This is a genomic window from Glycomyces terrestris, from assembly GCF_003933745.1.
GTDB classification, from domain to species: domain Bacteria; phylum Actinomycetota; class Actinomycetes; order Mycobacteriales; family Micromonosporaceae; genus Glycomyces; species Glycomyces terrestris.
The window spans coordinates 77,234-101,235 of record NZ_RSEB01000003.1 but is presented as its reverse complement, the minus strand read 5'-3'; the positions used below and the strand labels follow the sequence as shown (position 1 = coordinate 101,235).

Here is a 24,002-nt window from a genome sequence, read left to right as displayed (position 1 = left end):
CGCCGCGTTCGCTCGACACCGCCCCATCCAAGACCGGTAGGGGGGAAGGGCTGAGTGGGATCGATGTGGGAACCGAGTAACGAGATCGAGCACCGCCTCAGAGAAGCGCTGCGAGCCGAGGACCAGGACGGATACTTCCGCATCCTGGCGCAGATCGAACTCGTGCTCCCACTGTCCTATGAGGGGGTCAACGGCACGGGCGCGGACACGTGGGCCACGTGGACCACGGACGACCGCACCCACATCCTCGCCTTCACCTCCGAGTCGGCGCTCCAGGTGTGCCTGCGCGACAACGCCGGATCGTCGCGGCGCGTGACGTTCCAGTCGCTCGCCGAGGCGTGGCCCGACGAGGAGTGGTGGCTCGCGGTCAACCCCGGCCTCCCGATCGAGGGCTACCTGCCGGCGTGGTTCGTCTCCCAGGTCGCCCAGGGCATGACGACCGTGCCGTCCGATCCGGCCCCGGCTCCCGCCGAGCCGTACCGCGACGACCGCTTCGCGTCCGCGACCCGCACCGACCCGTTCAACGAGGGCCAGGACCCGTTCGCGAACCCGCTCGCGCCGCCGCCCGCGGCCGCGCCGCGCGAGAGCTTCATGCCCCCGCCGCCGCCCGTCCCCGACGTGCCGCCCGCGCCGCGCCGCTCCTCGGACCTGAACGGGTCCTCCGGGAAGTCGACCATCGCCGGCACCACGCAGGCGGGCCTGCCGCTGCGGCAGCCGCCGCGCGAGGACGCCGAGCCGGAGGGCTTCAGCGGCCGGTTCCAGTCCCAGCCGCAGGACTTCACGTCCCAGCCCCAGGGCTTCGGCTCGCAGCCGCAGGGCTTCGGGTCCCAGCCGCGGAGCTTCTCGCAGCCGCAGGGCTTCGGGTCGCAGCCGCAAGGCTTCGGCTCCCCGCCGCCGGCCATGGACTCGCCGCAGCAGAGCTACGGCCCCTCGCAGCCGCAGGGGTTCGCGACCTCCCAGCCGCAGTCGTTCCCGGCCGAGCCGAACTGGCCCTCGCCGCAGGACCAGTGGCCCGACGCGCCGGACTGGCTCCGCGACCAGCAGCCGGACCCGACGACGCTGCCGACCCGCGAGCCCGCGCCCGCCGCGTACCCGGAGTCGTTCTCCTCCGGCGACGCGTTCGGCACGCCCGCCTCGCACGAGGAGCCGCCGCGCACCGCCGAGTCGTTCGCGTCGATGTCGAGCGCGTTCGGCCGCCGCGGGGCCGCCGAGCCCGAGCCCGTGCGGGCCCGGCCCGCCGCGCAGCCGGTCGAGCTCGCCGGCGAGGACGCCGAGCCGCTCCTGGCCGACGCCGCCTCGAAGGGCGACACCGCCGGCTTCCTCCAGACCCTGCTGTGCGCCAGCGTGATCCTGCCGATCGGCGACCCCGAGGCCGCGCACCTGCGGGTGGGCGACCCGGCGTTCCGCTGGGCCAGCGACGTCGTCGACGGCAACATCGGGATCACGGTGTACACCACCGAGGCCCGCATGGCCGAGCGCGCCGGCGCGGACACCCCGCACACGACCGTCCCGTTCGGGTGGCTCATCCAGCACTGGCCGAGCCCCGACTACGCGCTCTACGTCAACCCCGGCACCGAGGTCGGCGCGAACATGTCCGGCCCCGAGATCGAGCCGCTGCTGAAGTGGGCCGAGGCGAAGGACCTGCTCGTGTTCGCGCGCGAGATGGAGCAGCGCCAGGCCGCCGCCGCGCGCGCGGCCTCGCCCGCGCACCGCGTGCAGCCGATCCAGTGGCAGAAGACGATCCCGCACCACCAGGTGCCGTTCTACCTCGAGCGCGGCTACGACCGCGTCGGCGGCTTCGTGCACCCGGTCGAGGCCGTGGACCACCTGCGCACGCCCGCGCAGCTGTACCTCGCGCTCGGGCTCATCCGCTCGAGCGAGGACTTCAGCCCCACCGACGACTCGGTGCACGTGCTCCGCTGGATCGGCTACCGCACCGACCTGTACCCGGTCGCGCTGGGCGGGAACGACTTCGCGACCGCGCAGTCGCGCGGCGGCACCGTCGTCGAGCCCGGCCCGTTCCGCGGCGACGGCTTCGCGCCCTCGGAGTCGCCCGACGAGCGCATCCCCGAGCACAAGGTCGACTCGGTGCGGCTCCCGCACGGCGCGAAGATCCTCCGGATCGACTCGCGCGGCGAGGTCGCCGAGATCGCCGTGTACGACTCCGACACGCGCGAGTGGACCCCGGTCGACGGCGCGTTCGGCACTCCCGCCGCGATCGAGGCGCCCGCCGTCCCGGCGCTGCCGTCCGCGCCGCAGGCCGACGGCCCGCCCCCGGCCGGCCCGATGGGCGAGGCGTTCGGCTACGGCGCCGCCGGCGGCTACGACAGCGCGCTCGGGGACGCCTGGGGCGACGCCGACGGCCACTACGACCTGGTGCGGCCCGCGCCCGAGGACCGGGCGGCGTCCGTCCTCGACCACCGCACCGGCGAATGGAAGGACGCCTGATGCGCGACGGATACATCGCCCGCTGGAAGGGCGCCGAGTACGACTCCAGCCCCGACGGGGCCCACGTGCGGCTCTACTCGCCGACCGGCGGCGACGGCTTCGTGCAGGTCGCCGAGGGGCGCTACCGCCGCGGCGTGCCGATCGGCGAGCTCGAGGACTTCTTCTACGTGCGCACGGTGTGCACCTGGCGCGGGGAGCCGTTCCTGCTGCTGGGCGCCTCCGGCGACTGGTACCGGCTGGAGTACCGGGGCGGGCGCGCCGACACGGCGCGCGCGCTCGGCCTGGAGCCGTACGACAACGGGGTGTACCAGATCTGGGCCCCGGCCGAAGAGGTCACCGACATCAGCGAGCAGTACCTCTAGCAGCGCGCGCGAAGGCCCCGGTCCGCCCGGACCGGGGCCTTCGCCGTGGCCGGCGTCTGGACGCGGTGCATCGACTTGTGTAAATCTGTGTAGAGACCGCTTTCAAATGGGACCGTGATTGCTGTATGCTTCACAAGACTGTATGAAAGCGCTTGCCTAAACGTCTGGAGCAGATCCCTATGGCAGAGAGAATCACCGTCGGCATCGCCCTCAACGGGGTGACCGGGCGCATGGGCTACCGCCAGCACCTGGTGCGGTCGCTCCTGGCCATCCGCGAGCAGGGCGGCGTCCCCCGGGCCGACGGCGGCGTCATCTGGCCCGAGCTCACCCTGGTCGGCCGCAGCGCCGACAAGCTCGCCGCGGTCGCGGAGCGGCACGGCCTCGACAGGTACACGACCAGCCTCGACGAGGCCCTGAACGACGAGTCGGTCGACGTCTACTTCGACGCGCTCACCACGCAGCACCGCCTCGCCGCCGTCAACGCCGCCGTCAAGGCCGGCAAGCACGTGTACACCGAGAAGCCGATCGCGACCAGCCTGGAGGACGCCCTCTCCCTGGCCCGCACCGCCCGCGACGCCGGCGTCAAGAACGGCGCCGTCGCCGACAAGCTCTACCTGCCGGGCCTGCGCAAGCTCAAGCGCCTGGTCGACGCCCGCTTCTTCGGCCGGGTCCTGTCCGTGCGCGGCGAGTTCGGCTACTGGGTCTTCGAGGGCGACTGGCAGGAGGCCCAGCGCCCCTCCTGGAACTACCGCGCCGAGGACGGCGGCGGCATGGTCCTCGACATGTTCCCCCACTGGTCCTACCTGCTCGAAGGCACGTTCGGCTCCCCGATCGCGTCGGTCACCGCGCAGGTCGTCACCCACATCCCCGAGCGCTTCGACGAGCACGGCCGGCCCTACACCGCGACCGCCGACGACGCCGCCTACGCGATCTTCGAGCTCGCCGACGGCACCATCGTCCAGATGAACTCCTCCTGGGCCACCCGCGTCGACCGCGAGGAGCTCGTCGAGTTCCACGTCGACGGCACCGAGGGCTCCGCGATCGCCGGCCTGCGCAAGGCCCGCGCCCAGCACCGCGTCCACACCCCCAAGCCGGTCTGGAACCCCGACATCGACCAGCCGATCCCCTTCCGGCAGCAGTGGCACGAGGTGCCCGACAACGAGGTGTTCGACAACGGCTTCAAGCTCCAGTGGGAGGAGTTCCTCCGCCACGTGGTGGACGACGAGCCGTGGCACCACGACTTCCTGGCCGCCGCCCGCGGCGTGCAGCTCGCCGAGGCCGGCTACCGCTCGGCCCGCGAAGGCCGCCGCATCGAGCTTGAGGAGCTGGTCCTGTGACCCGCGAGTTCACGTCCCGCGTCATCTACTCCGCCGCGCACGTCGTCGCCGACCCGCTCGCCGACAACGGGCCCGGCCGCCCCGCCGCGGTCGACTGGGACGCCACCATCGGCTTCCGGCGCCACCTGTGGGACCTCGGCCTCGGCGTCGCCGACGCCATGGACACCGCCCAGCGCGGCATGGGCCTCGACTGGGAGGCCACCAAGCAGCTCATCCGCCGCTCCGCGGAGGCCGCCGGGCCCGACGACCTCCTCGCGTGCGGCGTCGGCACCGACCAGCTCGGCGCCGGGCCCGCCGCGATCGACGACATCCGCGCGGCCTACCTGGAGCAGCTCGCCGTCGTCGAGGACGCCGGCGCGGGCACGATCCTCATGTGCTCCCGGGCCCTCGCCGCGAGCGCGAAGGGCGCCGACGAGTACAAGGCGCTGTACGCGGAGCTCCTCGGCGAGGTGAGCGGCAAGGCGATCCTGCACTGGCTCGGCCCGATGTTCGACCCGGCGCTCGAGGGCTACTGGGGCTCCTCGGACCTCGAGGCGGCCGCGGACGTGTTCGTGGAGATCATCGCCGAGAACGCGTCCAAGGTGGACGGAATCAAGATGAGCCTCCTCGACGCCGAGGCCGAGATCGCCCTGCGCCGCAGGCTCCCCGAGGGCGTGCGCTGCTACACCGGCGACGACTTCAACTACCCGCGGCTCATCGCCGGGGACGAGTTCGGGCACTCCGACGCGCTCCTGGGGATCTTCGACCCGCTCGCGCCCCTCGCCTCGCAGGCCGCCAAGCGCCTCGACGAGGGCGACGTGGCCGGCTTCCACGCGCTCCTCGACCCGACGGTGCCCTTGGCGCGCAAGGTGTTCGAGGCGCCGACGTTCAACTACAAGACCGGCGTGGTGTTCCTGGCGTGGCTCTCGGGCTACCAGGACCACTTCAAGATGGTCGGCGGCCTGGAGTCAGCGCGCTCGATCGCGCACCTCGGCCAGATCGTGGACCTCGCGCTCGAAGTGCGGCTCTTCCCCGACGAGCACCTCGCGATCGACCGCTTCAACGCCCTGCTCAAGACCGCGGGCCAGCCGCCGAGGACGCTCGCATGAGCGCGCGGTTCGCGTTCAACCACGCGACGGCGAAGTTCTGGGACCAGCGCGAAGCGGTCGAGGCGTGCGCGCGCGCCGGGGCCGGCATCGGCCTGTGGCGCGAGCCCGTGCAGGAGATGGGCGTCGCGGCCACCGCGAAGCTCGTCCGGGACGCCGGCGTCGCGGTCACCAGCCTGTGCCGGGCCGGGTTCTTCACCGACCCGACCCCGGCGGCGCTGGAGGACAACCGGAGGGCGATCGACGAGGCCGCCGCGGTCGGCGCCCCGGTCCTCGTCCTCGTCTCCGGGGGCATCCCCGACGGCGGCACGATCGACTCCGCGCGCGACGGCGTGCGGCAGGCCCTCGCCGAACTCGCCCCGTACGCCCGCGAGCGCGGCGTCACGCTCGCGATCGAGCCGCTGCACCCGATGTTCGCCTCCGACCGCTGTGTCGTGACCACCTTGAACGAGGCGCTCGACCTCGCCGCGCCGTTCGCCCCCGAGGCGGTCGGCGTCGTGGTCGACACCTACCACGTCTGGTGGGACCCGCAGGTGTGGCAGGGCATCGCGCGGGCCGGGCGCGAAGGCCGCATCGCGTCCTTCCAGTTCGCCGACTGGGTCACCCCGCTCCCCGCGGGCGTCCTCACCGGCCGCGGCCAGCTCGGCGACGGCTGCGTCGACTTCAAGCGCTACCTCGCCGAAGTGGACGCCACCGGGTTCACCGGCCCGATCGAGGTGGAGCTCTTCAACGACGCCCTCTGGGCCCGCCCGGGAGCCGAGGTGTTCGCGGAGACGAAGGCCGCCTTCGAGCGCGTCACCGCTTGAGCCGTCGGCGGGCGCACCGGCCGGTGCGCCCGCCGGCGTTCAGTCGGCGAAGGCGTCGCGGCCGTTCAAGGGGCGGTCGAGGTCCTTCCCGGTGGCCCGGCGGTGGCCCGCGTACTCGGCGAACACCACCACGTTCTCGGTGTAGTCGCCGGTGCGGCGGTCGAACTCGCCGCCGCACGTGATCAGGCGCAGCACCGGCTCGGGCTCGACGCCGAAGACGTCCTCGTACGGCAGGCGCCGCTTCGGGAACGACTCCACGGCCGTGACCTCGTAGGACACGATGAGGCCGTCCTCGCGGGTCACCTCGATCGCGTCGCCCTCCTCGAGGCGCCGCACGGCGAAGAACACGGCCGGGCCGCTCCGCTCGGTGTCCACGTGGCCCATCAGGACCGCCGGCCCGAACTCGCCCGGCGCCGGGCCCGGCTCGAACCAGCCGGCCTCGTGCGGCCGCCACATCCGCGGCACCTCGAAGTCGCCCCGGTAGTCCAGGCCCAGCGGCGCGAGCGGGGCGTGGACGCCGATCCGGTCGATGTCGACGCGCGTCGGCGCCGAGCGGTCGAGCCAGTCCCCGCCCGCGGGGTCGGCGACCGCGAACGGGTCGTCCCGGAACGGGTTCCCGAACTCGGGCCAGTGGAGCGAGGGCACCGGCGTGACGCTCCCGATCATCAGACCGAGGCCCCCGGCGAGCAGGAACGAGAGCACGACGGCCGCCACCGGCCGGAACGCGGGTTCCGGCCGGTGGACCGGCCTGTCGTCGGCGCCCATCTAGGCGGCCGGGACGCCGCCGCGGCGCTTGAGCAGCCACATGCCCGCGGCCGCCGCGAGCACGAGGCCCGCGCCCGACCACAGCGCGACCGACGCCGCGTCCGAGGCGGTCGAGCCGCCGCCGGTCGCCGGGGCCGCCCCCGAGGTCACCGTGAACTTCGCCGACGCGGTGTCCGAGCCGCACGTGACCGCCACCGTGTACGAGCCCGGCTTCATCTCGTCGGTCACCGTGAACGTCCCGGTCGCGTTGTTGTTGTTCTTCGGCAGCTTGAAGCTGACGTTCGTGCCCTCGATGTCGCCGGTCGCGTCCTGGTCGCAGTTCGAGGCCAGGACGCCGACGAGGGTCCCCTTCGTCCCCGTCGTCGGCGAGAGCGTGACGGTGATGGCCGCCTGCGCCGGAGCGGCGCCGGACAGCACGAGCGCGGCGCTGAGCGCGATCGCCGCGAGCATCCCCCGGACGGGCTGCGTCATTCGCATGGGCACGGTTCCTCCCGATCGTCACCGGGACCGGCCCGGCGGCGTGACGTGTCAAGAGCTCACGGTAACGGCTGCGGCCGATGGTCCAAGGCCGTTCATCGGAAAACGGGAGCGCCCCGCGCCAGTCGGGAATCGGACAGTCCGATCCGCCGGACCGCTTGTCGGGGCTGGAAAACCGCGCCCGCTTCTGCCACGATGAGGACATGAGGCTTCCCGGGAGCGGACTGGTCAGCGGTCTCGCCGCGACCGCGCGCACCGCCGCGCGCCGCGCCGTCACCCGCCAGTACCCCGAGCACGAGCCCGAGCTGCCCGAGCGCACCCGCGGCGTCATCGCCCTCCACGAGGGCAACTGCACCTCCTGCATGCTGTGCGCCCGCGAATGCCCCGACTGGTGCATCTACATCGACTCCCACAAGGAGACCGTCGAGGCCGAAGGCGCCGCCCGGCCCCGCCAGGTCAACGTCCTCGACCGCTTCGACATCGACTTCTCCCTGTGCATGTACTGCGGGATCTGCGTCGACGTCTGCCCCTTCGACGCCCTCTTCTGGGCCCCCGACTTCGCCTATGCCGAAGGCGACATCCGCGACCTCCTCCACGACAAGGCGCACCTGGGGGAGTGGCTCGGCCACGTGCCGCCCGCCGCGCTCCCGCAGGAGGAGGACGCGTGACGCTCGCCGACGCGCTGCTCGCCGCGTTCGGGCTCCTCGCGCTCGGCGCCGCGCTCGCCGTCGTCACCACCGACCGGATCGTGCGCGCCGGCCTGTGGCTCGCCGTCGCGTTCGCCGGGATCGCCGGGGCCGCGCTCGTGCTCGCCGCCGAGTTCCTCGCGTGGGTCCTCGTCCTCGTCTACGTCGGCGCGATCGTCGTGCTCCTGCTGTTCGCGACCATGCTCACGAAGGCGCCCACCGACCCGTCCGACGACCTCGACCGCGCGCGCTGGCCCGGGGCCGTCGTCGCGGGCGGGGTCGGGCTCGGCCTCGCAGCCGTCATGGTCGGCGCGTTCGGCTGGACGAAGGCCGAAGCGCGGGGCGACGGCGGCGCGGCGACCATGGGCGAGGCGGTCTTCGCCGAATGGGTGCTGCCGTTCGAGGTGCTCTCGCTGCTCCTGCTGGCCGCGCTCGTCGGCGCCGTCACGGTCTCGACGAGGTCACGATGACCGCCGATCTTGAAACGGATGTTTCCTAGCCGGGCGGTAAGCTAGCGGGCATGACCTCACCGATCTTCGCTCTCGCCGACGAGTACATCACCTCGTACGCGCAGCTCGACCCCATGTTCGCCGGCGCCGTCGGCATCAAGGGCGACTTCGGCGTCGCCACCGACTTCGGCCCCGACGCCGTCGAGCAGCGCGCGAAGCTCGACCGCGACACCCTCGCCCGCCTCGCCGCCCTCGAGTCCACCGGCCCCGCCGACGACCTCGCCAGGCTCCACATGGCCGAGCGCCTCCAGGTCGCCGTCGACCGCCACGACGCGGGCGAATGGCGCCGGGCCCTGCGCGTCCCCTACGGCCTCCTCCAGAGCCTCGTCGGCTACATCGACCTCGCGCCGCGCGAGACCGAAGGCGACTGGCGCCTCAACGCCGCCCGCATGCGCGCGATCCCCGAGATGCTCGCGACCTGGCGCCAGACCCTGAACGCCGGCATCGAGACCGGTCAGACGGTCGCCGTCCGCCAGGCTCTCGAAGGCGCCAAGCAGGCCCGCCGCACCGCCGAGTCCCGCGTCTTCGACAAGCACCTCCAGGCCTACGGCGACGGCCCGCAGGCCGCCGACCTCCGCGAGGCCGCCGACGCCGCGTACGCCGCCTTCGCGGCCGCCGCCGACTACCTCGAGCAGACCTACGCCCCCCGCGCCGCCCCCACCGACGGCGTCGGCGAGGAGCGCTACCTCCTCGCCGCCCGCTCCACCCTCGGCGCCGTCCTCGACCCGCGCGACGCCTACGCGTGGGCCTGGGACGAGCTGCACCGCATCGAAGCCGAGATGGAGGCCGAGGCCGAGCGCCTCCTCCCAGGCGCCGGGCTCGACGCCGTCATCGCGCACCTCGACGCGACCGAGGCGCTCGACACCGCCGAGGAGTACCTCGCCTGGCTCCAGGACAGGCACCGCGGCGCCCTCGAAGCCTTGAACGGCGTCCACTTCGACATCGACCCGCGGCTGATGGACCTCGACGTGCAGCTCGTGCACGGCTCCTCGGCCGGATCGGCCTACTACACCGGCCCCAGCGAGGACCTCACCCGCCCGGGCCGCACCTGGTGGCCCGTCGCCGACCGCGAGCGCTTCCGCGTCTGGGGCGAGCTGACCACCGTCTTCCACGAAGGCGTCCCCGGCCACCACCTCCAGATCGGCCAGTCCAAGGTCGCCGGCGACGGCCTCTCGCGCTTCGCGAAGGTCCTCGGCACCGTCTCCGGCCACGCCGAGGGCTGGGCCCTGTACGCCGAGCGCCTCTGCGACGACCTCGGCTGGTTCACCGAGCCGGGCACCCGCCTCGGCATGCTCAAGGGCTCCGCGCTCCGCGCCGCCCGCGTCGTCATCGACGTCGGCTGGCACCTCGGCTACCCGCTGCCCGCGGCCGAGGCGAAGCGGCACGGCGAGCGGTGGGACTTCGACACCGCCCTCGACGTCCTCACCACCCGCGGCCGCATCGCCGAGCACCGCGCCCACCCCGAGATCGTCCGCTACGCGGGCTGGCCGGGCCAGGCCATCTGCTACAAGCTCGGCGAACGGGCCTGGGTCGCCGCCCGCGACGAGGCGAAGGCCGCCGCCGGCGCCGGCTTCGACCTCAAGGCCTGGCACACCGCGGCCCTGAACCTGGGCCCGATCGGCCTCGACAACCTCGCCGCCGTCCTCAGGGGCGAGTGATGGCGACCCCGATCTTCGCGCTCGCCGACGAGTACATCGACGCGTCCGCGCGCCTGAACCCGATGTGGGCCGGGGCCGTGGGCGTCACGGGCGACTTCGGCACCGCCACCGACTTCGGGCCCGACGCCGAGGCCGAGCGCGCCCGGCTCAACCGCGACACGCTCGCGAGGCTGCGCGCGCTCGACCCGACCGGGCCGGACGACGACCTCGCGAAGCGCCACATGGAGGAGCGCCTCGCGGTGCTCGTCGACCGCCACGAGGCCGGCGAGTGGCGCCGGTCCCTTCAGGTGCCGTTCGGGATCTTCCAGAGCCTCGTCGGCTACGTCGACGTCGCCCCGCGGTCGGGCGAGGACGACTGGGCGCTCAACGCCGCCCGGATGCGCGCGATCCCCGAGATGCTCGGCACCTGGCGCCAGGCCATGGACGCCGGGATCGAGGCGGGCCAGACCGCGTCCGCCCGCCAGGCCGCCGAGGGCGCCAAGCAGGCCCGCCGCACCGCCGAGTCCCGCGTCTTCGACAAGCACCTCCAGGCCTACGGCGAGGGCCCGCTCGCAGCGGAGCTGCGCGCGGCCGCCGACGCCGCGTACGCCGGGTACGCCGACGCCGCGGCCTACCTCGAGCAGCGGTACCTGCCGCACGCCGACCCGGCCGACGGCGTCGGCGAGGAGCGGTACCTGCTCGCGGCCCGGTACACGCTCGGCTCGCGCCTCGACCCGCGCGACGCGTACGAATGGGGCTGGGAGGAGCTGCACCGCATCGAGGAGGAGATGGCCGCCGAGGCCGCGAAGATCCTCCCCGGCGCGAGCCTCGACGAGGTCACCGAGCACCTGAACGCGACCAGGTCGCTCGACACGCACGAGGCGTTCCTCGCCTGGCTCCAGGAGAAGCACCGCGGGGCGCTCGAAGCGCTCGACGGCGTCCACTTCGACATCCACCCGCGGCTGATGGACCTCGACGTGCAGCTCGTGCACGGCTCCTCCTCCGGCGCGCCGTACTACACCGGCCCCAGCGAGGACCTGACGCGGCCGGGCCGCACCTGGTGGCCCGTGTCCGACGGCGAGCGGTTCGGGACCTGGGACGAGCTGACGACCGTGTTCCACGAGGGCGTCCCCGGCCACCACCTCCAGGTCGGCCAGACCCGGGTCGCGGGGGACCGGCTCTCGCGCTTCACGCGGCTGTTCGGTTCGGTCTCAGGGCATTCGGAGGGCTGGGCGCTGTACGCCGAGCGGCTCTGCGACGAGCTCGGCTGGTTCACCGAGACCGGCTCGCGCCTGGGGATGCTCGGCGGCTCGGCGATGCGCGCCGCCCGCGTCGTCATCGACATCGGCTGGCACCTCGGCTACCCGCTGCCGGACGCCGAGGCCGAGCGGCACGGCAGGGAGTGGAGCTTCGACACCGCGCTCGACGTGCTCACCACCCGCGGCCGTGTCCCGGCCCACCGGGCCCGGCCCGAGATCGTGCGCTACCAGGGCTGGCCGGCGCAGGCGATCTGCTACAAGCTCGGCGAGCGCGCCTGGGTCGCGGCCCGCGACGAGGCGAAGGCCGCCGCCGGCGCCGGCTTCGACCTCAAGGCCTGGCACACCGCGGCGCTCGACCTCGGCCCGATGGGCCTGGACAACCTCGCGGCCGTGCTGCGGAAGTGAGCGCGGACGACGGCGGGCGCCCCCGGGGGCGCCCGCCGTCGTCCGCTTCGGCTACTGCCAGCGCTCGGCCAGGTCGGTCGCCGCGGCGTCGATCTGCTCGCCGAGCTGGCGAAGGTGCTCCTTCTCGAGGTCGGCCAGGCTCGCGGTGAGCCGGTCGGCCCGGTCGGCGCCCGGGAGGCGCAGGAGCCAGTTGCGGGCGACCACGGTCTGCCGGTACTCGACGAGGAGCCGGCCGAGTTCGGCGACGGGCTCGACGATCTCCGCGGCGGCGCGGCCGAGCGCGGGCTCGACGGCCTCGGCGAGGAAGTGCGTCTCGCGGGCCGCGATGCGCGTCTGGTCGCGGGCGGCCACGAGGTCGGTCGCGTGGCTCAGCTTCGCGTACGTGTCGAGCAGGTGGACCTTCGACCTGGTGAGGACCCCCATGAGCGAGGACGCGGGCTTGTCGCCGTCGCGGGTGAACTTGGCGTGCTCGGCGAACATGCGGACCTGGCCCAGGAGGGCCGCGACCCACATCTGGGAGTGGACGCGCTCGATCTGCTGGTACGACTCGTGGACCTCGTCGTCAAGGGCGCCATACCATTTCGGGTACTCGGCGGCGGTGAGGCCGAGCTGGTCGAAGCGGTCGGCGAGGTGGACGCGGAGCCGTTCGAGGTCCTCGGTGTGCTTCAGGGCCGCCAGGAGCTGGTCGAGCTGCGGGCCCCCGCGCGGGGTCTCGGTGAAGAGGTGCTCGTAGCCGCGGATCACGGTGCGCAGGCGGTGGATGGCGGCGCGCACCGCCCCGGCGGAGCCGGGCGCGTAGCGTTCGGCGGCGGCGATCGCGCGGTTGAGCGCGTCGACCTGGTCCGAGATGTAGTGCTGGATGACGGCGCCCGCCCGTGTGGACGCGGTCATGGGCTCGGTCGCGGCTTGCATGGACGCCGCTGCGGCTGCTGACATGGCTCCTCCCCCCGGAAGACCTGCTGCTCTGAGTATTCCAGCGGGTACCCGGGAGGAGGAGCCGAAAGCGGCGATTTCTCGACGATCGTTCAGGTTCCGTCCACGCGGACGTCACCTGGGGTGCTCACCCGGGCGTCAGCCGGGGATGCAGTCCATCGTCGGCATCGTCGTCAGGCTGCCCGTGACGTTGAACCCGAAGGTCGCCGTCCCGTTCGCGCCGATGGTGCCGTTCCAGGCGGCCGGCCCTGCCATCTGCATGTCGCCCATCTTGGAGATGGTCGAACTCCAGTTGTCCCTGATCGTGATGCCCGAGTTCGCGGGCCACATCCAGTGGATCATCCAGTTGCTCACCGGCGTGGTGCCGTTGTTCTTCACCGTGACGTTCACCGTCGCGCCGCCGTTCCAGGACGAGACCGAGGCCGTGGCGGAGCAGGCCCCGGTGGGGTTGCCCGTCGGGTCCTCGCTGGTCGGGTCCTCGCTCGTCGGCGGGTCGACGACGCCGCCGTCGTTGCCGGGCAGGTTCGCGCCCGGGCGGACGCCGGTCACCTCGCCGTTGCCGCCGTCGAAGACGACGTCGGAGCACGCGTAGAAGTTCTCGTTCGAGTCCGAGCGCACCCAGTGGGTGAAGATGATGTGGTAGCCGCTGCGCTGCGGCAGCGTCATGTTGGCGTAGTAGTAGTGGTCGTTGGTGCCGACGCTGCCGTTCGAGGGCGGGTTCGAGATCGTCTGGAACTTCTCGATGTCGTCCCAGCCGATCGGCTGCGACGGGTCCCACCCGGGCTTGGTGATGTACAGGTCGAAGCGGCCGGGGTGGTGGGCCCAGTTGTTGTAGCGCCACTCGACGGTGTCGCCGGCGGTCACGTGGGTCCGGGGCCAGTTGCCCGGGTCGTTGAAGGGCTCGAAGTTGTACGGGCCCTTGCCGTTGCCGTCGCACAGCCGGCCGTCGGGGATGTACCCGACGGTCTGGCCCGCGCCGTTCGAGTCGAGGTTCCCGAACCAGTTGTAGAACGGGGTCGGGCCGACCTGGTCGAACGCGGCCTGGCACGCCTCGTTGTACGGGTCGAGCGCGCCGTTGCCGCTGAGCGCGTCGAAGTAGCAGAAGTACTGGCGGGAGCCCGGGAACACGGTGGCGCCGTGGGCCTCTGCCTCGTCTCTGCTGAAGAGGGTCGAGATGGTCAGGGCCGCGACGGCGGCCAGGACCATCGACATGACGACGGCGATGCGGCGGCGTCTGCCGCCGAGCGCCGCCGTGGCGGTGGTGGACATGGAGTAACTCCTCTGCCGGTCATGGAGCGCTCCCAACCAGGCCTTGCGAGCCCGCGCGCGATCTTGTGGACTGCTGCTGACGCGTATTGCGATATTCGAGTGTATCTATATTGAGGCGCGAAGCGCAATCGCCCCCTGCCGGACCCTTCGCGCCCCTGGCGCGACGCGGGTCCGCGGATAGGATGGGGTCCATGGACATCGGAGACACCGCCCCGGCATTCACGCTGCTCGATGAGACCGGCAGGCCCCGCAGCCTCGACGACCTCGTCGCCGACGGGCCGGTGGTGCTGTTCTTCTACCCGCTCGCGATGTCGGCGGGCTGCACCGCCGAGGCGTGCCACTTCCGCGACCTCGCCGCCGAGTTCAAGGCCCTCGGCGCGACCCCGGTCGGCATCTCCCACGACGCCGTCGACCGCCAGGCCGAGTTCGCCGCCAAGCACTCCCTGGGGTACCCGCTGCTGTCCGACCCGGACGGCGCGGTCGCCGAGCGGTTCGGCGTGCGCCGCAGGATCGCCGTCATCGCGACCAAGCGCAAGTCCTTCGTCATCGGCGCCGGCCGCGAGGTCATCGGCGTCGTCAAGAGCGAGCTGAACATGAACGCCCACGCGGACAAGGCCCTGGAGATCCTGCGCGCCAAATGAGCAAGAGGCGGCCCGGAGGCCGCCTCTGCGATGCCGTTGCGCGGGTCCGAGCCGGCGCGTCAGGCTCTGCTCACAAGCTCGCACCCGAGTTTCAAGTTCACAAGCGCGGCTGCGCCCAGATTCGGCGCGCCGGAGCCAGTGCCTCAGAGGCTGCTCGCGGGCTCGCGCCGTTGCTTCAGATTCCGCTCGTGAGCCCGGGGCTGCACTTCAGAAGCTGCTCGCAAGCCCGCGCCTCCGCCTCAGAGGCTGCTCGCAAGCCCGCGCCTCCGCCTCAGATTCCGCTCGCAAGCTCGCGGAATGCCTTGCCGCGATGCGAGATCGCGTTCTTCTCGGCCGCGCTGAGCTCGGCGCTGGTGAGCTCGTACCCTTCCGGGACGAACAGCGGGTCGTAGCCGAAGCCGTTGGCGCCCTTCGGTTCGCGGATGACGCGGCCGGGCATCTCGCCGTGGACGACGAGCTCGCGGCCGTCGGGCCACACGATTGCGGCGGCGCACACGAACTTGGCGCCGCGCAGTTCGTCGGCGACGTCGGCGAGCTGGTCGAGGAGCAGGGCGTTGTTCGCCGCGTCGTCCTTGGCGCTCCCGGCCCAGCGGGCCGAGAGGACGCCGGGCATGCCGTTCAGGGCGTCCACGGCGAGGCCGGAGTCGTCGGCGATCGTCGGGAGGCCGGTGTGCTTGACGCCGTCGCGGGCCTTGAGGAGGGCGTTGCCGGCGAAGGTCAGCTCGGTCTCGGGCGTCTCGGGGTAGTCGTCTACGGCGTCGAGGCCGACGAGCTCGACGTGCGGCGCGGCCTCGGCGAGGATCTGGCGCAGCTCGTCCACCTTGCCCGCGTTGCGGGTCGCCAGGAGCACCCTCATGAGCTCAGCAGGGTCCGGGCCTGGAGGCCGGCGAGTTCCTTGCAGCCCTTGAGGGCCAGGTCCAGGAGCTGGTCGAGCTCGGTGCGGTTGAATACCGCCTCCTCGCCGGTGCCCTGCACCTCGACGAAGTCGCCCTCGCCGGTGCAGACGACGTTCATGTCGACCGACGCGGCGACGTCCTCCTCGTAGGGGAGGTCGAGGACGGGGACGCCGTTGACGACGCCGACGCTGATCGCCGACACCGAGGTGGTGAGGATCTTGTCGGGCTTGCGGGCGAGTTTCTGCTCCTTGAGCCAGTCGACCGCGTCGTGGAGCGCGACGTACGCGCCGGTGATCGAGGCGGTGCGGGTGCCGCCGTCGGCCTGGAGGACGTCGCAGTCGAGGGTGATCGTGTTCTCGCCGAGGGCCTTGAAGTCGACGCAGGCGCGCAGGCTGCGGCCGATGAGGCGCGAGATCTCGTGCGTGCGGCCGCCGATCTTGCCGCGGATCGCCTCGCGGTCGGAGCGCGAGTGCGTGGAGCGCGGGAGCATCGAGTATTCGGCGGTCACCCACCCCTCGCCGGAGCCGCGGCGCCACCGGGGCACGCCCGGGGTCACCGTCGCGGTGCAGAGCACGCGGGTGCGGCCGAATTCGACGAGGACCGACCCTTCCGGGTGGTCGGTCCAGGAGCGGGTGAACTTCACGGGGCGCAGCTCGTCGGCCGCGCGCTTGTCAGGTCGAGTCATCCCCACCAGCCTACGGCAGCGTACAGGCGTGTGACACACTAGTTGCTGCTCAAATGAGAGCATCGGCACGCAGGTCGACCGGCCCCCATCCCCGGTCGCCCCAGGCGGCCCAGCGAGCGCGGCGACCACACCAAACGTCCGCCGCGTCCCGCTTCGCGCGAGTGGCGGAACTGGCAGACGCGCAGGATTTAGGTTCCTGTGTCCTCGGACGTGTGGGTTCAAGTCCCACCTCGCGCACTATCCAGGCTTGGTGGACCTGGCCCAGCGGGTCGTCGCCGGATGGAGCAGCAGCATCAGCTCCAGCGCCGTGAGCGCCAGCATGGCCGTCCCCAACACGGCCCCCATGGTCCCCACCCACCCGAAGCTCCCCAGGATCGCCGTCTCAGCGAGCGCGGCGGCGACTGCCGACCCGGTGAGCGCACGGGCGCAGCTGGACTCGGACGTCAAGGTCACGAACGCCGCGAAGTACAGGAGCGGAACCGCCGGCGTCAGCAGCCCGAGGAGGAAGGTCACGGGCCAGCGCTCCATCACCATGCTCAGCAAGATCCAGTCCGCGTTCGAAAGGCCTCGCAGCAGGCTGATCACCGCGTGCATCGCTGCCAAGACCGTCAGCGCCGAGACCGCCGCAGGCGGCGACAGCGGACCCGGCGGGTCGGCGTCGTCGGAAGTCATGACGTTCCGAGGCGTGTCACCCGCCCCCAGCCGCCCGGGAAGGAGACCGGGGCAGCCTGGACGTCCCCGAAAGGCGCGATGGCATCAGTCGTCTCGGTGGCGGACTCCTCGGGCTCCTTGACGATGCAGTCTTTCGTGCTGTCGTTCTCGGGAGTGACGCCGCCGAGCGGAGGTCCGCACACCGGTTCGCCTTCGGGGCTGACGCACGCTACTTGAGCATGGATGATCGCCTGTCCGAGGAGGTTGGAATACCAGACGTTGACGCCGTCGGGCCGGGTCGCCTGGATGTCGGAGATGTTGCCGTCGGCGTCGTCGCGTTCCCCGTGCACCTCCCATCCGAGCGAGGCCCAGTGCGCTTTCAGCACCGAGAAGTACTCTCTGGTCACCAGGTCGGAGCCGATGGTGTGCTCAGGAAACTTATAGTTGATCTCGTATGATTCACGTCCCTCCACAGGGCAGTCGAGTTTGAGCGTGGTGCGGGTCTGAAAGCCCGGGAAGTCGGGCAGCCCTTCGATGGTCTCGGCGACAGCTTCGTCCATGCGGATGAAGGCTTCGCCGAGGTCGAACTCGAGTTCGGGCAGTTCCTGCGACATGCTTGAGCATCCTCCGATGATTATGGCTGTCAGCGCGGCGACGCATGCCGTCAGCGCTCTACCCCAGCTCGACGGTTGCGTCACGTGGCTTCCTTTCCATTGCCGGTGAAGATCAGTGCCATGTTGATCCTGGCGGGGTTGTTCGCATCCCAATAGTTCGAGTGGATTTCGATCGGGTCCGACCCCATAGCATCACTGTCGAAGGTGTTGCCGCCGAAGCCGTCCCAGTCAACACCCGTTTGCCGGCCGTCCCAGTTGACGCCGGTGTCCGTCGGGTCGGCACCGAGCCTGCCGCTTTCGGCCGCCGCGTGGATGATGTCGCCCGGAGCGGTCGTGGCGTAGAAGTCCTCGGGATCGATGCCGAGTTCGCTGGCCTGATCGACGGTCATTCCAGGGCTGGCGACCGCGACGATCTGGTCGGTGGCCAGCCCGTGCTCGCTTGCGGCTTGGCCGATGACCGTGGTCCCGTAGGAATGGCCTACCACCGTGGTCGTGTTTTCCTCAGGATCGCGGTTGGTCGATTCGAGACCGCTCATGAAAGAGGCCAGCGGCGCTGAAGCGTCTTCGGCGTAGGACAGGCTCGGAGAATTCGCGAGGGGATGGTTCGGTGCGTCGTAATCCATCCACACCAAGACCGCCGTCTCACCGCTTCCGGGGACTTGAGACGCGTCCAGCGCCATCGTTTCCGCACGGGCGAGGTCATTGCCGCTGGCGCCATCGAGGTCGCCGCCAGTTCCAGGCACATACACCACGGTGTTGTCGGCAGTGTCGGGGTTGCCGACCGCCACGATGGCCTTGCCGTCTTCAGCCGAGTCGTATCCGAGCAGGAAGTACTCCTGGCCCGTTCGCGCCTGACCGGAGATCGCATCCTGCAGGTTCACGAGTTCGTCCCTGGTGGCGCGCTCGTCCTCGAGCGCTGCAAGCCGATCCCTCAGATGCTCGAGTTCCTCGGCGCTCTCGCCGGGGTCACCGGAGGCGACGATCTCACTCCAGTTCCCCTCGATCTCGGCGATGCGCTCCTGGACATCGGCGATGTCCTGGTCGAGCGTGGGGCTGTAGCGGTCGAGCTCGGCTTCGAGGAGACTGCGGTTGGCGGCGTCCCTGGTGTCGGTCGGGACGCCGTCGAGGCCGGCGATGAGGGCTGGGTCGCCTTCGAGGATGCCGAGGCGTTCGGCTTCGCTGAGACCGTTCCACCACTCGTTGATCCGCTCGGGCGAGGCGCCCGCGTCGATGAGGTCCTGGAGCTCGTCCGCCTCGTCGGCGGCTTCGTGGACGAGGCCGAGGCGCTCGGATTCGCTGAAGGTCTCGGCCCAGACGCCGATCGCGGCCTTGAGCGCCTCGTCGGCTTCAGCCGCTCGCTCCAGGGCGGCCGAGATCCGGGAGCTCAGACCCTCGGCGTACGAGACGTTGTCGGTGCCGCGGGAGGTGTCGGGGATGACCGAGCCGGCCTCGGTCAGAGCGACGCGCTCGCGGTCGATCTCGGCGACGACCTCGTTCAGATCAGCCTGGGCGCCTTTGAACTCCTCGACTGCGACGGCGATGGCCACGGAGACGCGCCGAGCCGCCGAGGCGCGTTCGTCAAGGGCGAGCACGAGGTCGCGGATCTTGTCGCGAGCCGCTTCGCTGGACGGGCCCTCCCAGTGGTCGGTGCCGAATGCGGAGTCGTCCTTGCTCTTGAGGCCGACGAGCGACACGGCCTGGTCGTCCAGCGTCGCGTACAGGTTCATCCAGGTTTCAGCGACCGCTTCGAGCGCGGCGAAGTCCGCCTTCCGCAGGAGGCTGTAGGTGATCGGCACGGTCATACCGCCACGCGTTCGCCGCGCGGCAGCTGCGCGGACGGGTCGGGACCGGGGCGTTCCGGAGCCGGCGCGGTGCGGCCGTCGGGGAAGTAGGCGTCGGTGTACTGGCCGAATGCGGAGGAGACGTCGCCGTCGACCTCCTGGCTGGTCTCCGCGCAGACGGCCGCGTTCATCGCCAGCTCCTCGATGTCGGCGCGGTGCACGGCGATGCAGTCGCCCTCCCAGGCCCTGGAGGCCTCGATGCACTCGCTGATGCCGGTGAACCCCGCCGCCTCGACGGTGCCGTCGAGCTTGGCGGTGTCGTCGGCGACCAGCTTCATCGATTCGTAGATCGCCTCTGAGACGGCGAAGAGGGCCTGCGCGCCCGCGCGCACGTGTTCGGGCGAGATGCTGAACTCGCTCATGGGGATCTCCTGGGGCTTGAACCGGGCGTGTCGCCTGCAAGAGCACCGGGCGGGAATTGGCCTCGCCGTTGAGGCACGGCCGGTGCGGGAACGGCTACCAAGGGTCAGCTCATGATGCCATATTCGGGCAACATGTTGTGATCCGCTCGGTTTGTCGACTCTGCCCGGTCTGGGAGGCGCCTCGATTGGGTTGGCGTGCTTGCGGCTTCGCTCGTGCCGTACCGATTGGTGAGGGCGGGCAACCCTTCGAGTGGCTCCGGGCGTATGAGGACTGACGCTGCGGGGGAGCGGGGCGGTTGCATGATCGTCTGAAATGGAATGAATCGCTCAAGTACCTACCGTGGTGCGAGCATTGTTCGATAGTGTCCTTCGAGTCCAGTGGCAAGTGCTACCGAGAGGTGTTCTCTATGTCCGCAGTCAAGCGCACCGCCGTCGCCGCCGTCGCGGCCGCCGCGGTGTTCCTTCCGGCCACCGCCGCGTCCGCGCAGGGGACCGAGATCCCCGAGGAGGGCTGGGAGTACTCCGAGCAGTGGGACTTCGTCAGGGACGAGTTCACCGCGGAGGCCCAGGCCGACACCGAGGCCCTCCTCGCCGAGCACTTCGAGGACCGGACCTTCACGAGCGGCCTGGAGTCGGTGCGGCTCCAGAACTACTTCATCGACGGCGTCAACGAGACGCCCGTGCAGCGCAAGTTCCGGGCCGACTTCTACGTGGAGGAGACCGGCGAGGGCTTCGAGACCGCGCTCTACCTGCCCGGCGGGGTCACCCCCGGGATCCAGGACGTGTCGGACGGCGGGGAGTTCGACATGCACTACCTCCTCCACTGCCGCGAGAGCGACACGAAGTGCAAGGAGCGCACGCTCGCCGACGGCACCGTGGTCGCCTACACCACCGACGGGACCTACGTCGAGGCCGCGGCCTTCTTCCCCGACGGCTCCGCCGGCTGGACCTGGTGGGGCGAGGGCGAAGACGGCTCGCTGCCGTCCGCGAAGGACATCGCCGCGTTCGTGGCCGACTTCGACACCGAGCCGGTCTGGCACGCCCTCGAGAACGACTAAGCGCCAGTGAGACCACGGCCCCCGCTCCTCCCGGCGGGGGCCGTGCTCATCGCGGCAGGCGGGACCGCACCGCCAGGGCCGCGCAGGCGACGACCGCGAGGCCGCCGAGGAGGGTGGGGAGGCCGAGGGGCTCGCCGAGGAGGAGTGCCGACCATGCGATCGTCATGACCGGCTGCACCAGCTGCACCTGGCTCACCTGCGCCATCGGGCCGAGCGCCAGGCCGCGGTACCAGGCGAAGAACCCGAGGTACATGCTCACCGCCGCCAGGTACGCGAACGCGCCCCACTGGACCGGCGTGGCCGACACCGGCTCCTGGACGAGCGCGTACGCGGTCGCCGCCGTCATCACCGGGGCGCCGAGGACGAGGGCCCACGAGATCGTCTGCCAGGCGCCGAGTTCGCGCGCGAGGAGGCCGCCCTCGGTGTAGCCGACCGCGGCCGCCGCGACGGCCGCGAACAGCAGCAGGTCGGGCCAGCCGAGGCGCCCGAAGCCCCCGTTTCCCAAGGCCGCGAACGCGACCGCGGCCACGGCGCCCGCGCCGGCCGCGAGCCAGAAGCGCCGCGGCGGATGCTCGCGGGTGCGCAGGACGGTGGTCGCCGCGGTCGCCGCCGGCAGCAGCGCGACCACGACCGCGCCGTGGCTCGCCGACGTGTGCTCCAACGCGAACGAGGTCAGCAGGCCGAACCCGGCGACGACGCCGGCGGCCACGAACACGAGCCGCCGCCACTGCGCGCGGGTGGGGAGCCGCTGGCGCGTGAGGGCGAGCGCCCCGGCCGCGAGCACCGCCGCGATGACCGCCCGGCCCGCGCCGATGAACAGCGGCGACATGCCCTCGACCGCGATCCTCGTGAACGGCAGCGTGAACGAGAACGCCGCCACGCCCAGCAGGCCCCACCACAGCCCCGCCCGGGACCGCGATAGCGGTGGCGCCTCCAGGACGATAGCGCTACTGTTGTCTCTCATGTTCAACGATAGCAGTGCGCGGATCGCGGCGGCCCTCCGCGAACGCATCGACCAAGCCCCGCCCGGCACGCGACTGCCCTCGACCCGGGAACTCGTCGCCGAGTTCACCGCCAGCCCCGTCACCGTCCAGAAGGCCCTCCGCGCCCTCGCCGCCCAGGGGCTCCTCGAGAGCCGCCCCGGCGTCGGCACCTTCACCCGGGCCGTCCGCACCGCCAGGCCCAGCGACTACCGCTGGCAGACCGCCGCCCTCGGCGCCCCGCCCGCCCGCGTCCCGCGCCTGCCGACCGCGCTCAAGACCGCCCCGAACGACGTCATCGCGCTCCACTCCGGCTACCCCGACCGCGAACTGCTCCCCGAACGCCTGGTGCGCGCCGCGTTCACGCGCGCCGCCCGCGGCGACATGGCCATGAGCCGCCCGCCCGCCGCCGGCCTCCCCGAACTCCAGCACTGGTTCGCCGCCGAACTCGGCGACGCCGCCCCCGCCGGCACCGCCCCGCCCGCGCCGAGCGACGTCATCGTCGTCCCCGGCAGCCAGACCGGCCTCAGCTCGCTGTTCCGCGTCCTCGTCGGCCCCGGCCGGCCCCTCCTGGTCGAGTCGCCCACCTTCTGGGGCGCGATCGTCGCCGCCGCGAGGGAGCACGTCGACCTCGTCCCCATCCCCGTCGGCCCCGACGGGCCCGACCCCGAGGTCCTCGCCGACGCCTTCGACCGCACCGGCGCCCGCGCCTTCTACGCCCAGCCGAACTTCGCGAACCCCACCGGCGTCCGCTGGACCACCGGCCTCGCCGACCGCGTCCTCGACGTCGTCCGCGCCCACGGCGCCTTCCTCATCGAGGACGACTGGGCCCACGAGTTCGGCATCACCGCCGAAGCCCGGCCCGTCGCCGCCCGCGACGACGGCGGCCACGTCGTCTACGTCCGCTCGCTCACCAAGAGCGTCTCCACCGCCGTCCGCGTCGCCGCCGTCATCGCCCGCGGCCCCGCCCGCGACCGCATCCTCGCCGACGCCCAGGCCGAGTCCATGTACGTCAGCGGCCTCCTCCAGGCCGTCGCCGCCGACGTCGTCACCCAGCCCGCCTGGCGCACCCACCTCAAAGGACTGCGCCACCAGCTCGCAGCCCGCCGCGACCTCATGGTCGCGAGCCTCGCCGAGCACGCCCCCCAGGCCCATCTCGAGGCGATCCCCCAAGGGGGCCTGAACCTCTGGGCCCGCCTGCCCGACGACACCGACCTGCCCGCGCTCGCCCGCGCCTGCGAGGACGCCGGCGTCCTCGTCGTCCCCGGCGACGAATGGTTCCCCGCCGAGCCGACCGGCGCCTACCTGCGGCTCAACTACTCCGGCCCCAACCCGGGCGCGTTCCCCGACGCCGCCCGCATCATCGGCCGCGCCCTCGGGGCCGATTGAGGCCGCCCCGCAGACCCCCGTTCACCTTCCGTTCGCCTTGCGGCCCACTGGATCGCGGAGGTTCGGGGCATGAGATCCGTCAACGAGGTGGACCGGGTCGCGGCCCTGGCGCTGGCCGTGCAGCGGTCCGCGATGCTGCCGCTGGAGGAGCAGGCCGCGCTCCTCGACACGTACCGCCGCGCCCGCGAGCGGGTCCTGCGGCACGGGAGCGAGGACGACGTCCGGCGCCTCGCCGGCATCGACGGGGCGGTCGGGCCCGAGCGGGCCCTGAGCCGGCCCTGAGCCCCACCCGGCCGGGACGCCGCCGAAGGCCGCGGCGATGCCGCGGCCTGAGCGGTCGGATCCGGCTGCCCGGCGCGCGGGCCCGCGCGGCCTAGTCGTCGAGGCCGAGCTGCTTCTTCAGGCGCGCGACGTGGCCGGTGGCCTTCACGTTGTACTGGGCCGACTCGATCTTCCCGGTCTCGTCGATGACGAACGTCGACCGGATGACGCCGGTGATGGTGCGCCCGTAGTTCTTCTTCTCGCCCCACGCGCCGTACTCCTCGAGCACCTTGTGCTCGGGGTCGGACAGCAGCGGGAACGTCAGGCCGTCGCGCTCGACGAACTTCGCGAGCTCCTCGGGCTCGTCGGGCGAGATGCCCAGCACCGCGTACCCGGCGGCCTGGAGGCTCGCGAGGCTGTCGCGGAAGTCGCAGGCCTCCTTCGTGCAGCCGGGGGTCATGGCCCGCGGGTACGCGTAGAGGATCACCTTGCGGCCCTGGAGGCTCGACAGGGTCATCGTGTCGCCGGTGTCCGTGGCGAGCGTGAAATCCGGTGCCGTCTCACCGGCCTGAAGTCGTACGTTCACAGGTGGCAACCCTACCTTCCGTCCCTGACAATCGCCTGGGAGCACGCTTGACGCTCGCTG

At 72.0% G+C, this 24,002-nt stretch carries 24 protein-coding genes, 1 tRNA gene and 1 pseudogene; 14 read left to right on the top strand and 12 right to left on the bottom strand.

Annotated elements, in window-relative coordinates:
- Positions 1-63: 63 nt before the first annotated feature.
- The 5 genes from EIW28_RS10395 to EIW28_RS10375 all read left to right on the top strand — a co-directional run bounded on the left by EIW28_RS10395 (position 64) and on the right by EIW28_RS10375 (position 6,038).
- A complete protein-coding gene (locus EIW28_RS10395; protein WP_125247668.1) occupies positions 64-2,448 on the top strand; it encodes an SseB family protein in 2,385 nt (794 codons plus the stop codon).
- On the top strand, positions 2,445-2,810 hold the full coding sequence (locus EIW28_RS10390) for a hypothetical protein (RefSeq protein ID WP_125248319.1): 366 nt from the start codon (positions 2,445-2,447) through the stop codon (positions 2,808-2,810). The genes EIW28_RS10395 and EIW28_RS10390 overlap by 4 nt, the downstream gene beginning before the upstream one ends.
- Before the next feature lie 179 nt (positions 2,811-2,989).
- The gene (locus EIW28_RS10385) at positions 2,990-4,147 is read left to right on the top strand and encodes a Gfo/Idh/MocA family protein (RefSeq protein WP_125247667.1); all 1,158 of its coding nucleotides are present in this window, start codon (positions 2,990-2,992) and stop codon (positions 4,145-4,147) included.
- Positions 4,144-5,235, top strand: coding sequence for a dihydrodipicolinate synthase family protein (locus EIW28_RS10380; RefSeq protein WP_125247666.1), 1,092 nt, complete (start codon positions 4,144-4,146; stop codon positions 5,233-5,235). Before EIW28_RS10385 ends, EIW28_RS10380 begins: the two co-directional genes overlap by 4 nt.
- Positions 5,232-6,038, top strand: coding sequence for a sugar phosphate isomerase/epimerase family protein (locus EIW28_RS10375; RefSeq protein WP_125247665.1), 807 nt, complete (start codon positions 5,232-5,234; stop codon positions 6,036-6,038). Before EIW28_RS10380 ends, EIW28_RS10375 begins: the two co-directional genes overlap by 4 nt.
- 39 nt (positions 6,039-6,077) lie before the next feature.
- Here the strand turns inward: EIW28_RS10375 and EIW28_RS10370 are convergent, their stop codons facing one another.
- Both EIW28_RS10370 and EIW28_RS10365 read right to left on the bottom strand, forming a co-directional pair.
- Positions 6,078-6,803, bottom strand: a complete 726-nt coding sequence (locus tag EIW28_RS10370) for a class F sortase (RefSeq protein ID WP_125247664.1) — start codon at positions 6,801-6,803, stop codon at positions 6,078-6,080.
- Positions 6,804-7,280: a hypothetical protein gene (locus EIW28_RS10365; RefSeq protein ID WP_125247663.1), complete on the bottom strand. Its 477-nt coding sequence runs from the start codon at positions 7,278-7,280 to the stop codon at positions 6,804-6,806. It abuts the gene before it with no gap.
- 80 nt (positions 7,281-7,360) lie between these two features.
- On the opposite strand from EIW28_RS10365, the pseudogene EIW28_RS10360 reads away from it, so the two are divergent.
- The 4 genes and pseudogenes from EIW28_RS10360 to EIW28_RS10345 all read left to right on the top strand — a co-directional run.
- Positions 7,361-8,056 (top strand): annotated as a pseudogene (locus EIW28_RS10360) (4Fe-4S binding protein); the annotation flags it as partial.
- On the top strand, positions 7,963-8,436 hold the full coding sequence (locus EIW28_RS10355) for an NADH-quinone oxidoreductase subunit J family protein (protein ID WP_408612213.1): 474 nt from the start codon (positions 7,963-7,965) through the stop codon (positions 8,434-8,436). The pseudogene EIW28_RS10360 and the gene EIW28_RS10355, both read left to right, overlap by 94 nt.
- Positions 8,437-8,486: 50 nt before the next feature.
- Positions 8,487-10,133 carry a DUF885 domain-containing protein gene (locus tag EIW28_RS10350; RefSeq protein ID WP_125247660.1) on the top strand — a complete coding sequence of 549 codons (1,647 nt, stop codon included), beginning with the start codon at positions 8,487-8,489 and terminating at the stop codon, positions 10,131-10,133.
- Complete coding sequence (locus EIW28_RS10345; protein ID WP_125247659.1) at positions 10,133-11,776, top strand: DUF885 domain-containing protein; 1,644 nt, start codon at positions 10,133-10,135, stop codon at positions 11,774-11,776. The genes EIW28_RS10350 and EIW28_RS10345 overlap by 1 nt, the downstream gene beginning before the upstream one ends.
- A 51-nt stretch (positions 11,777-11,827) precedes the next feature.
- Here the strand turns inward: EIW28_RS10345 and EIW28_RS10340 are convergent, their stop codons facing one another.
- Together EIW28_RS10340 and EIW28_RS10335 are read right to left on the bottom strand one after the other, a co-directional pair.
- Positions 11,828-12,712: a CHAD domain-containing protein gene (locus EIW28_RS10340; protein WP_125247658.1), complete on the bottom strand. Its 885-nt coding sequence runs from the start codon at positions 12,710-12,712 to the stop codon at positions 11,828-11,830.
- A 135-nt stretch (positions 12,713-12,847) separates the two neighbouring features.
- The gene (locus tag EIW28_RS10335) at positions 12,848-13,978 is read right to left on the bottom strand and encodes a lytic polysaccharide monooxygenase auxiliary activity family 9 protein (RefSeq protein WP_125247657.1); all 1,131 of its coding nucleotides are present in this window, start codon (positions 13,976-13,978) and stop codon (positions 12,848-12,850) included.
- 191 nt (positions 13,979-14,169) lie between these two features.
- Here EIW28_RS10335 and EIW28_RS10330 point away from each other — a divergent pair, with 191 nt between their 5' ends.
- Positions 14,170-14,619 (top strand): peroxiredoxin, encoded by a 450-nt coding sequence (locus EIW28_RS10330; RefSeq protein WP_187350598.1) that lies wholly within the window; start codon positions 14,170-14,172, stop codon positions 14,617-14,619.
- A 271-nt stretch (positions 14,620-14,890) separates the two neighbouring features.
- On the opposite strand, the gene rdgB is transcribed toward EIW28_RS10330, so the two are convergent.
- Positions 14,891-15,475, bottom strand: coding sequence for an RdgB/HAM1 family non-canonical purine NTP pyrophosphatase (rdgB, locus tag EIW28_RS10325; RefSeq protein WP_125247655.1), 585 nt, complete (start codon positions 15,473-15,475; stop codon positions 14,891-14,893).
- On the bottom strand, positions 15,472-16,200 hold the full coding sequence (gene rph / locus EIW28_RS10320; protein ID WP_125247654.1) for a ribonuclease PH: 729 nt from the start codon (positions 16,198-16,200) through the stop codon (positions 15,472-15,474). Before rph ends, rdgB begins: the two co-directional genes overlap by 4 nt.
- Before the next feature lie 155 nt (positions 16,201-16,355).
- Here rph and EIW28_RS10315 point away from each other — a divergent pair.
- Positions 16,356-16,437 (top strand) — tRNA-Leu (locus EIW28_RS10315).
- On the opposite strand, the gene EIW28_RS10310 is transcribed toward EIW28_RS10315, so the two are convergent.
- The 4 genes from EIW28_RS10310 to EIW28_RS10295 all read right to left on the bottom strand — a co-directional run bounded on the left by EIW28_RS10310 (position 16,438) and on the right by EIW28_RS10295 (position 19,668).
- Positions 16,438-16,872: a hypothetical protein gene (locus EIW28_RS10310; protein ID WP_125247653.1), complete on the bottom strand. Its 435-nt coding sequence runs from the start codon at positions 16,870-16,872 to the stop codon at positions 16,438-16,440.
- Positions 16,869-17,465 carry a hypothetical protein gene (locus EIW28_RS10305; RefSeq protein WP_125247652.1) on the bottom strand — a complete coding sequence of 199 codons (597 nt, stop codon included), beginning with the start codon at positions 17,463-17,465 and terminating at the stop codon, positions 16,869-16,871. Before EIW28_RS10305 ends, EIW28_RS10310 begins: the two co-directional genes overlap by 4 nt.
- 80 nt (positions 17,466-17,545) lie before the next feature.
- Positions 17,546-19,267 carry an alpha/beta hydrolase gene (locus EIW28_RS10300; protein ID WP_125247651.1) on the bottom strand — a complete coding sequence of 574 codons (1,722 nt, stop codon included), beginning with the start codon at positions 19,265-19,267 and terminating at the stop codon, positions 17,546-17,548.
- The gene (locus EIW28_RS10295) at positions 19,264-19,668 is read right to left on the bottom strand and encodes a hypothetical protein (protein ID WP_125247650.1); all 405 of its coding nucleotides are present in this window, start codon (positions 19,666-19,668) and stop codon (positions 19,264-19,266) included. Before EIW28_RS10295 ends, EIW28_RS10300 begins: the two co-directional genes overlap by 4 nt.
- A gap of 407 nt (positions 19,669-20,075) precedes the next feature.
- On the opposite strand from EIW28_RS10295, the gene EIW28_RS10290 reads away from it, so the two are divergent.
- Positions 20,076-20,726: a hypothetical protein gene (locus EIW28_RS10290; protein ID WP_125247649.1), complete on the top strand. Its 651-nt coding sequence runs from the start codon at positions 20,076-20,078 to the stop codon at positions 20,724-20,726.
- 46 nt (positions 20,727-20,772) lie between these two features.
- Here the strand turns inward: EIW28_RS10290 and EIW28_RS10285 are convergent, their stop codons facing one another.
- Positions 20,773-21,690 carry a DMT family transporter gene (locus EIW28_RS10285; RefSeq protein ID WP_125247648.1) on the bottom strand — a complete coding sequence of 306 codons (918 nt, stop codon included), beginning with the start codon at positions 21,688-21,690 and terminating at the stop codon, positions 20,773-20,775.
- Here EIW28_RS10285 and EIW28_RS10280 point away from each other — a divergent pair.
- Together EIW28_RS10280 and EIW28_RS10275 are read left to right on the top strand one after the other, a co-directional pair.
- A complete protein-coding gene (locus tag EIW28_RS10280; protein ID WP_125247647.1) occupies positions 21,689-23,095 on the top strand; it encodes an aminotransferase-like domain-containing protein in 1,407 nt (468 codons plus the stop codon). The genes EIW28_RS10285 and EIW28_RS10280 overlap by 2 nt on opposite strands.
- A gap of 69 nt (positions 23,096-23,164) precedes the next feature.
- The gene (locus tag EIW28_RS10275) at positions 23,165-23,377 is read left to right on the top strand and encodes a hypothetical protein (protein ID WP_125247646.1); all 213 of its coding nucleotides are present in this window, start codon (positions 23,165-23,167) and stop codon (positions 23,375-23,377) included.
- Positions 23,378-23,468: 91 nt separating this feature from the next.
- On the opposite strand, the gene bcp is transcribed toward EIW28_RS10275, so the two are convergent.
- Positions 23,469-23,942: a thioredoxin-dependent thiol peroxidase gene (gene bcp, locus EIW28_RS10270; RefSeq protein WP_125247645.1), complete on the bottom strand. Its 474-nt coding sequence runs from the start codon at positions 23,940-23,942 to the stop codon at positions 23,469-23,471.
- Between the last annotated feature and the right edge of the window lie 60 nt (positions 23,943-24,002).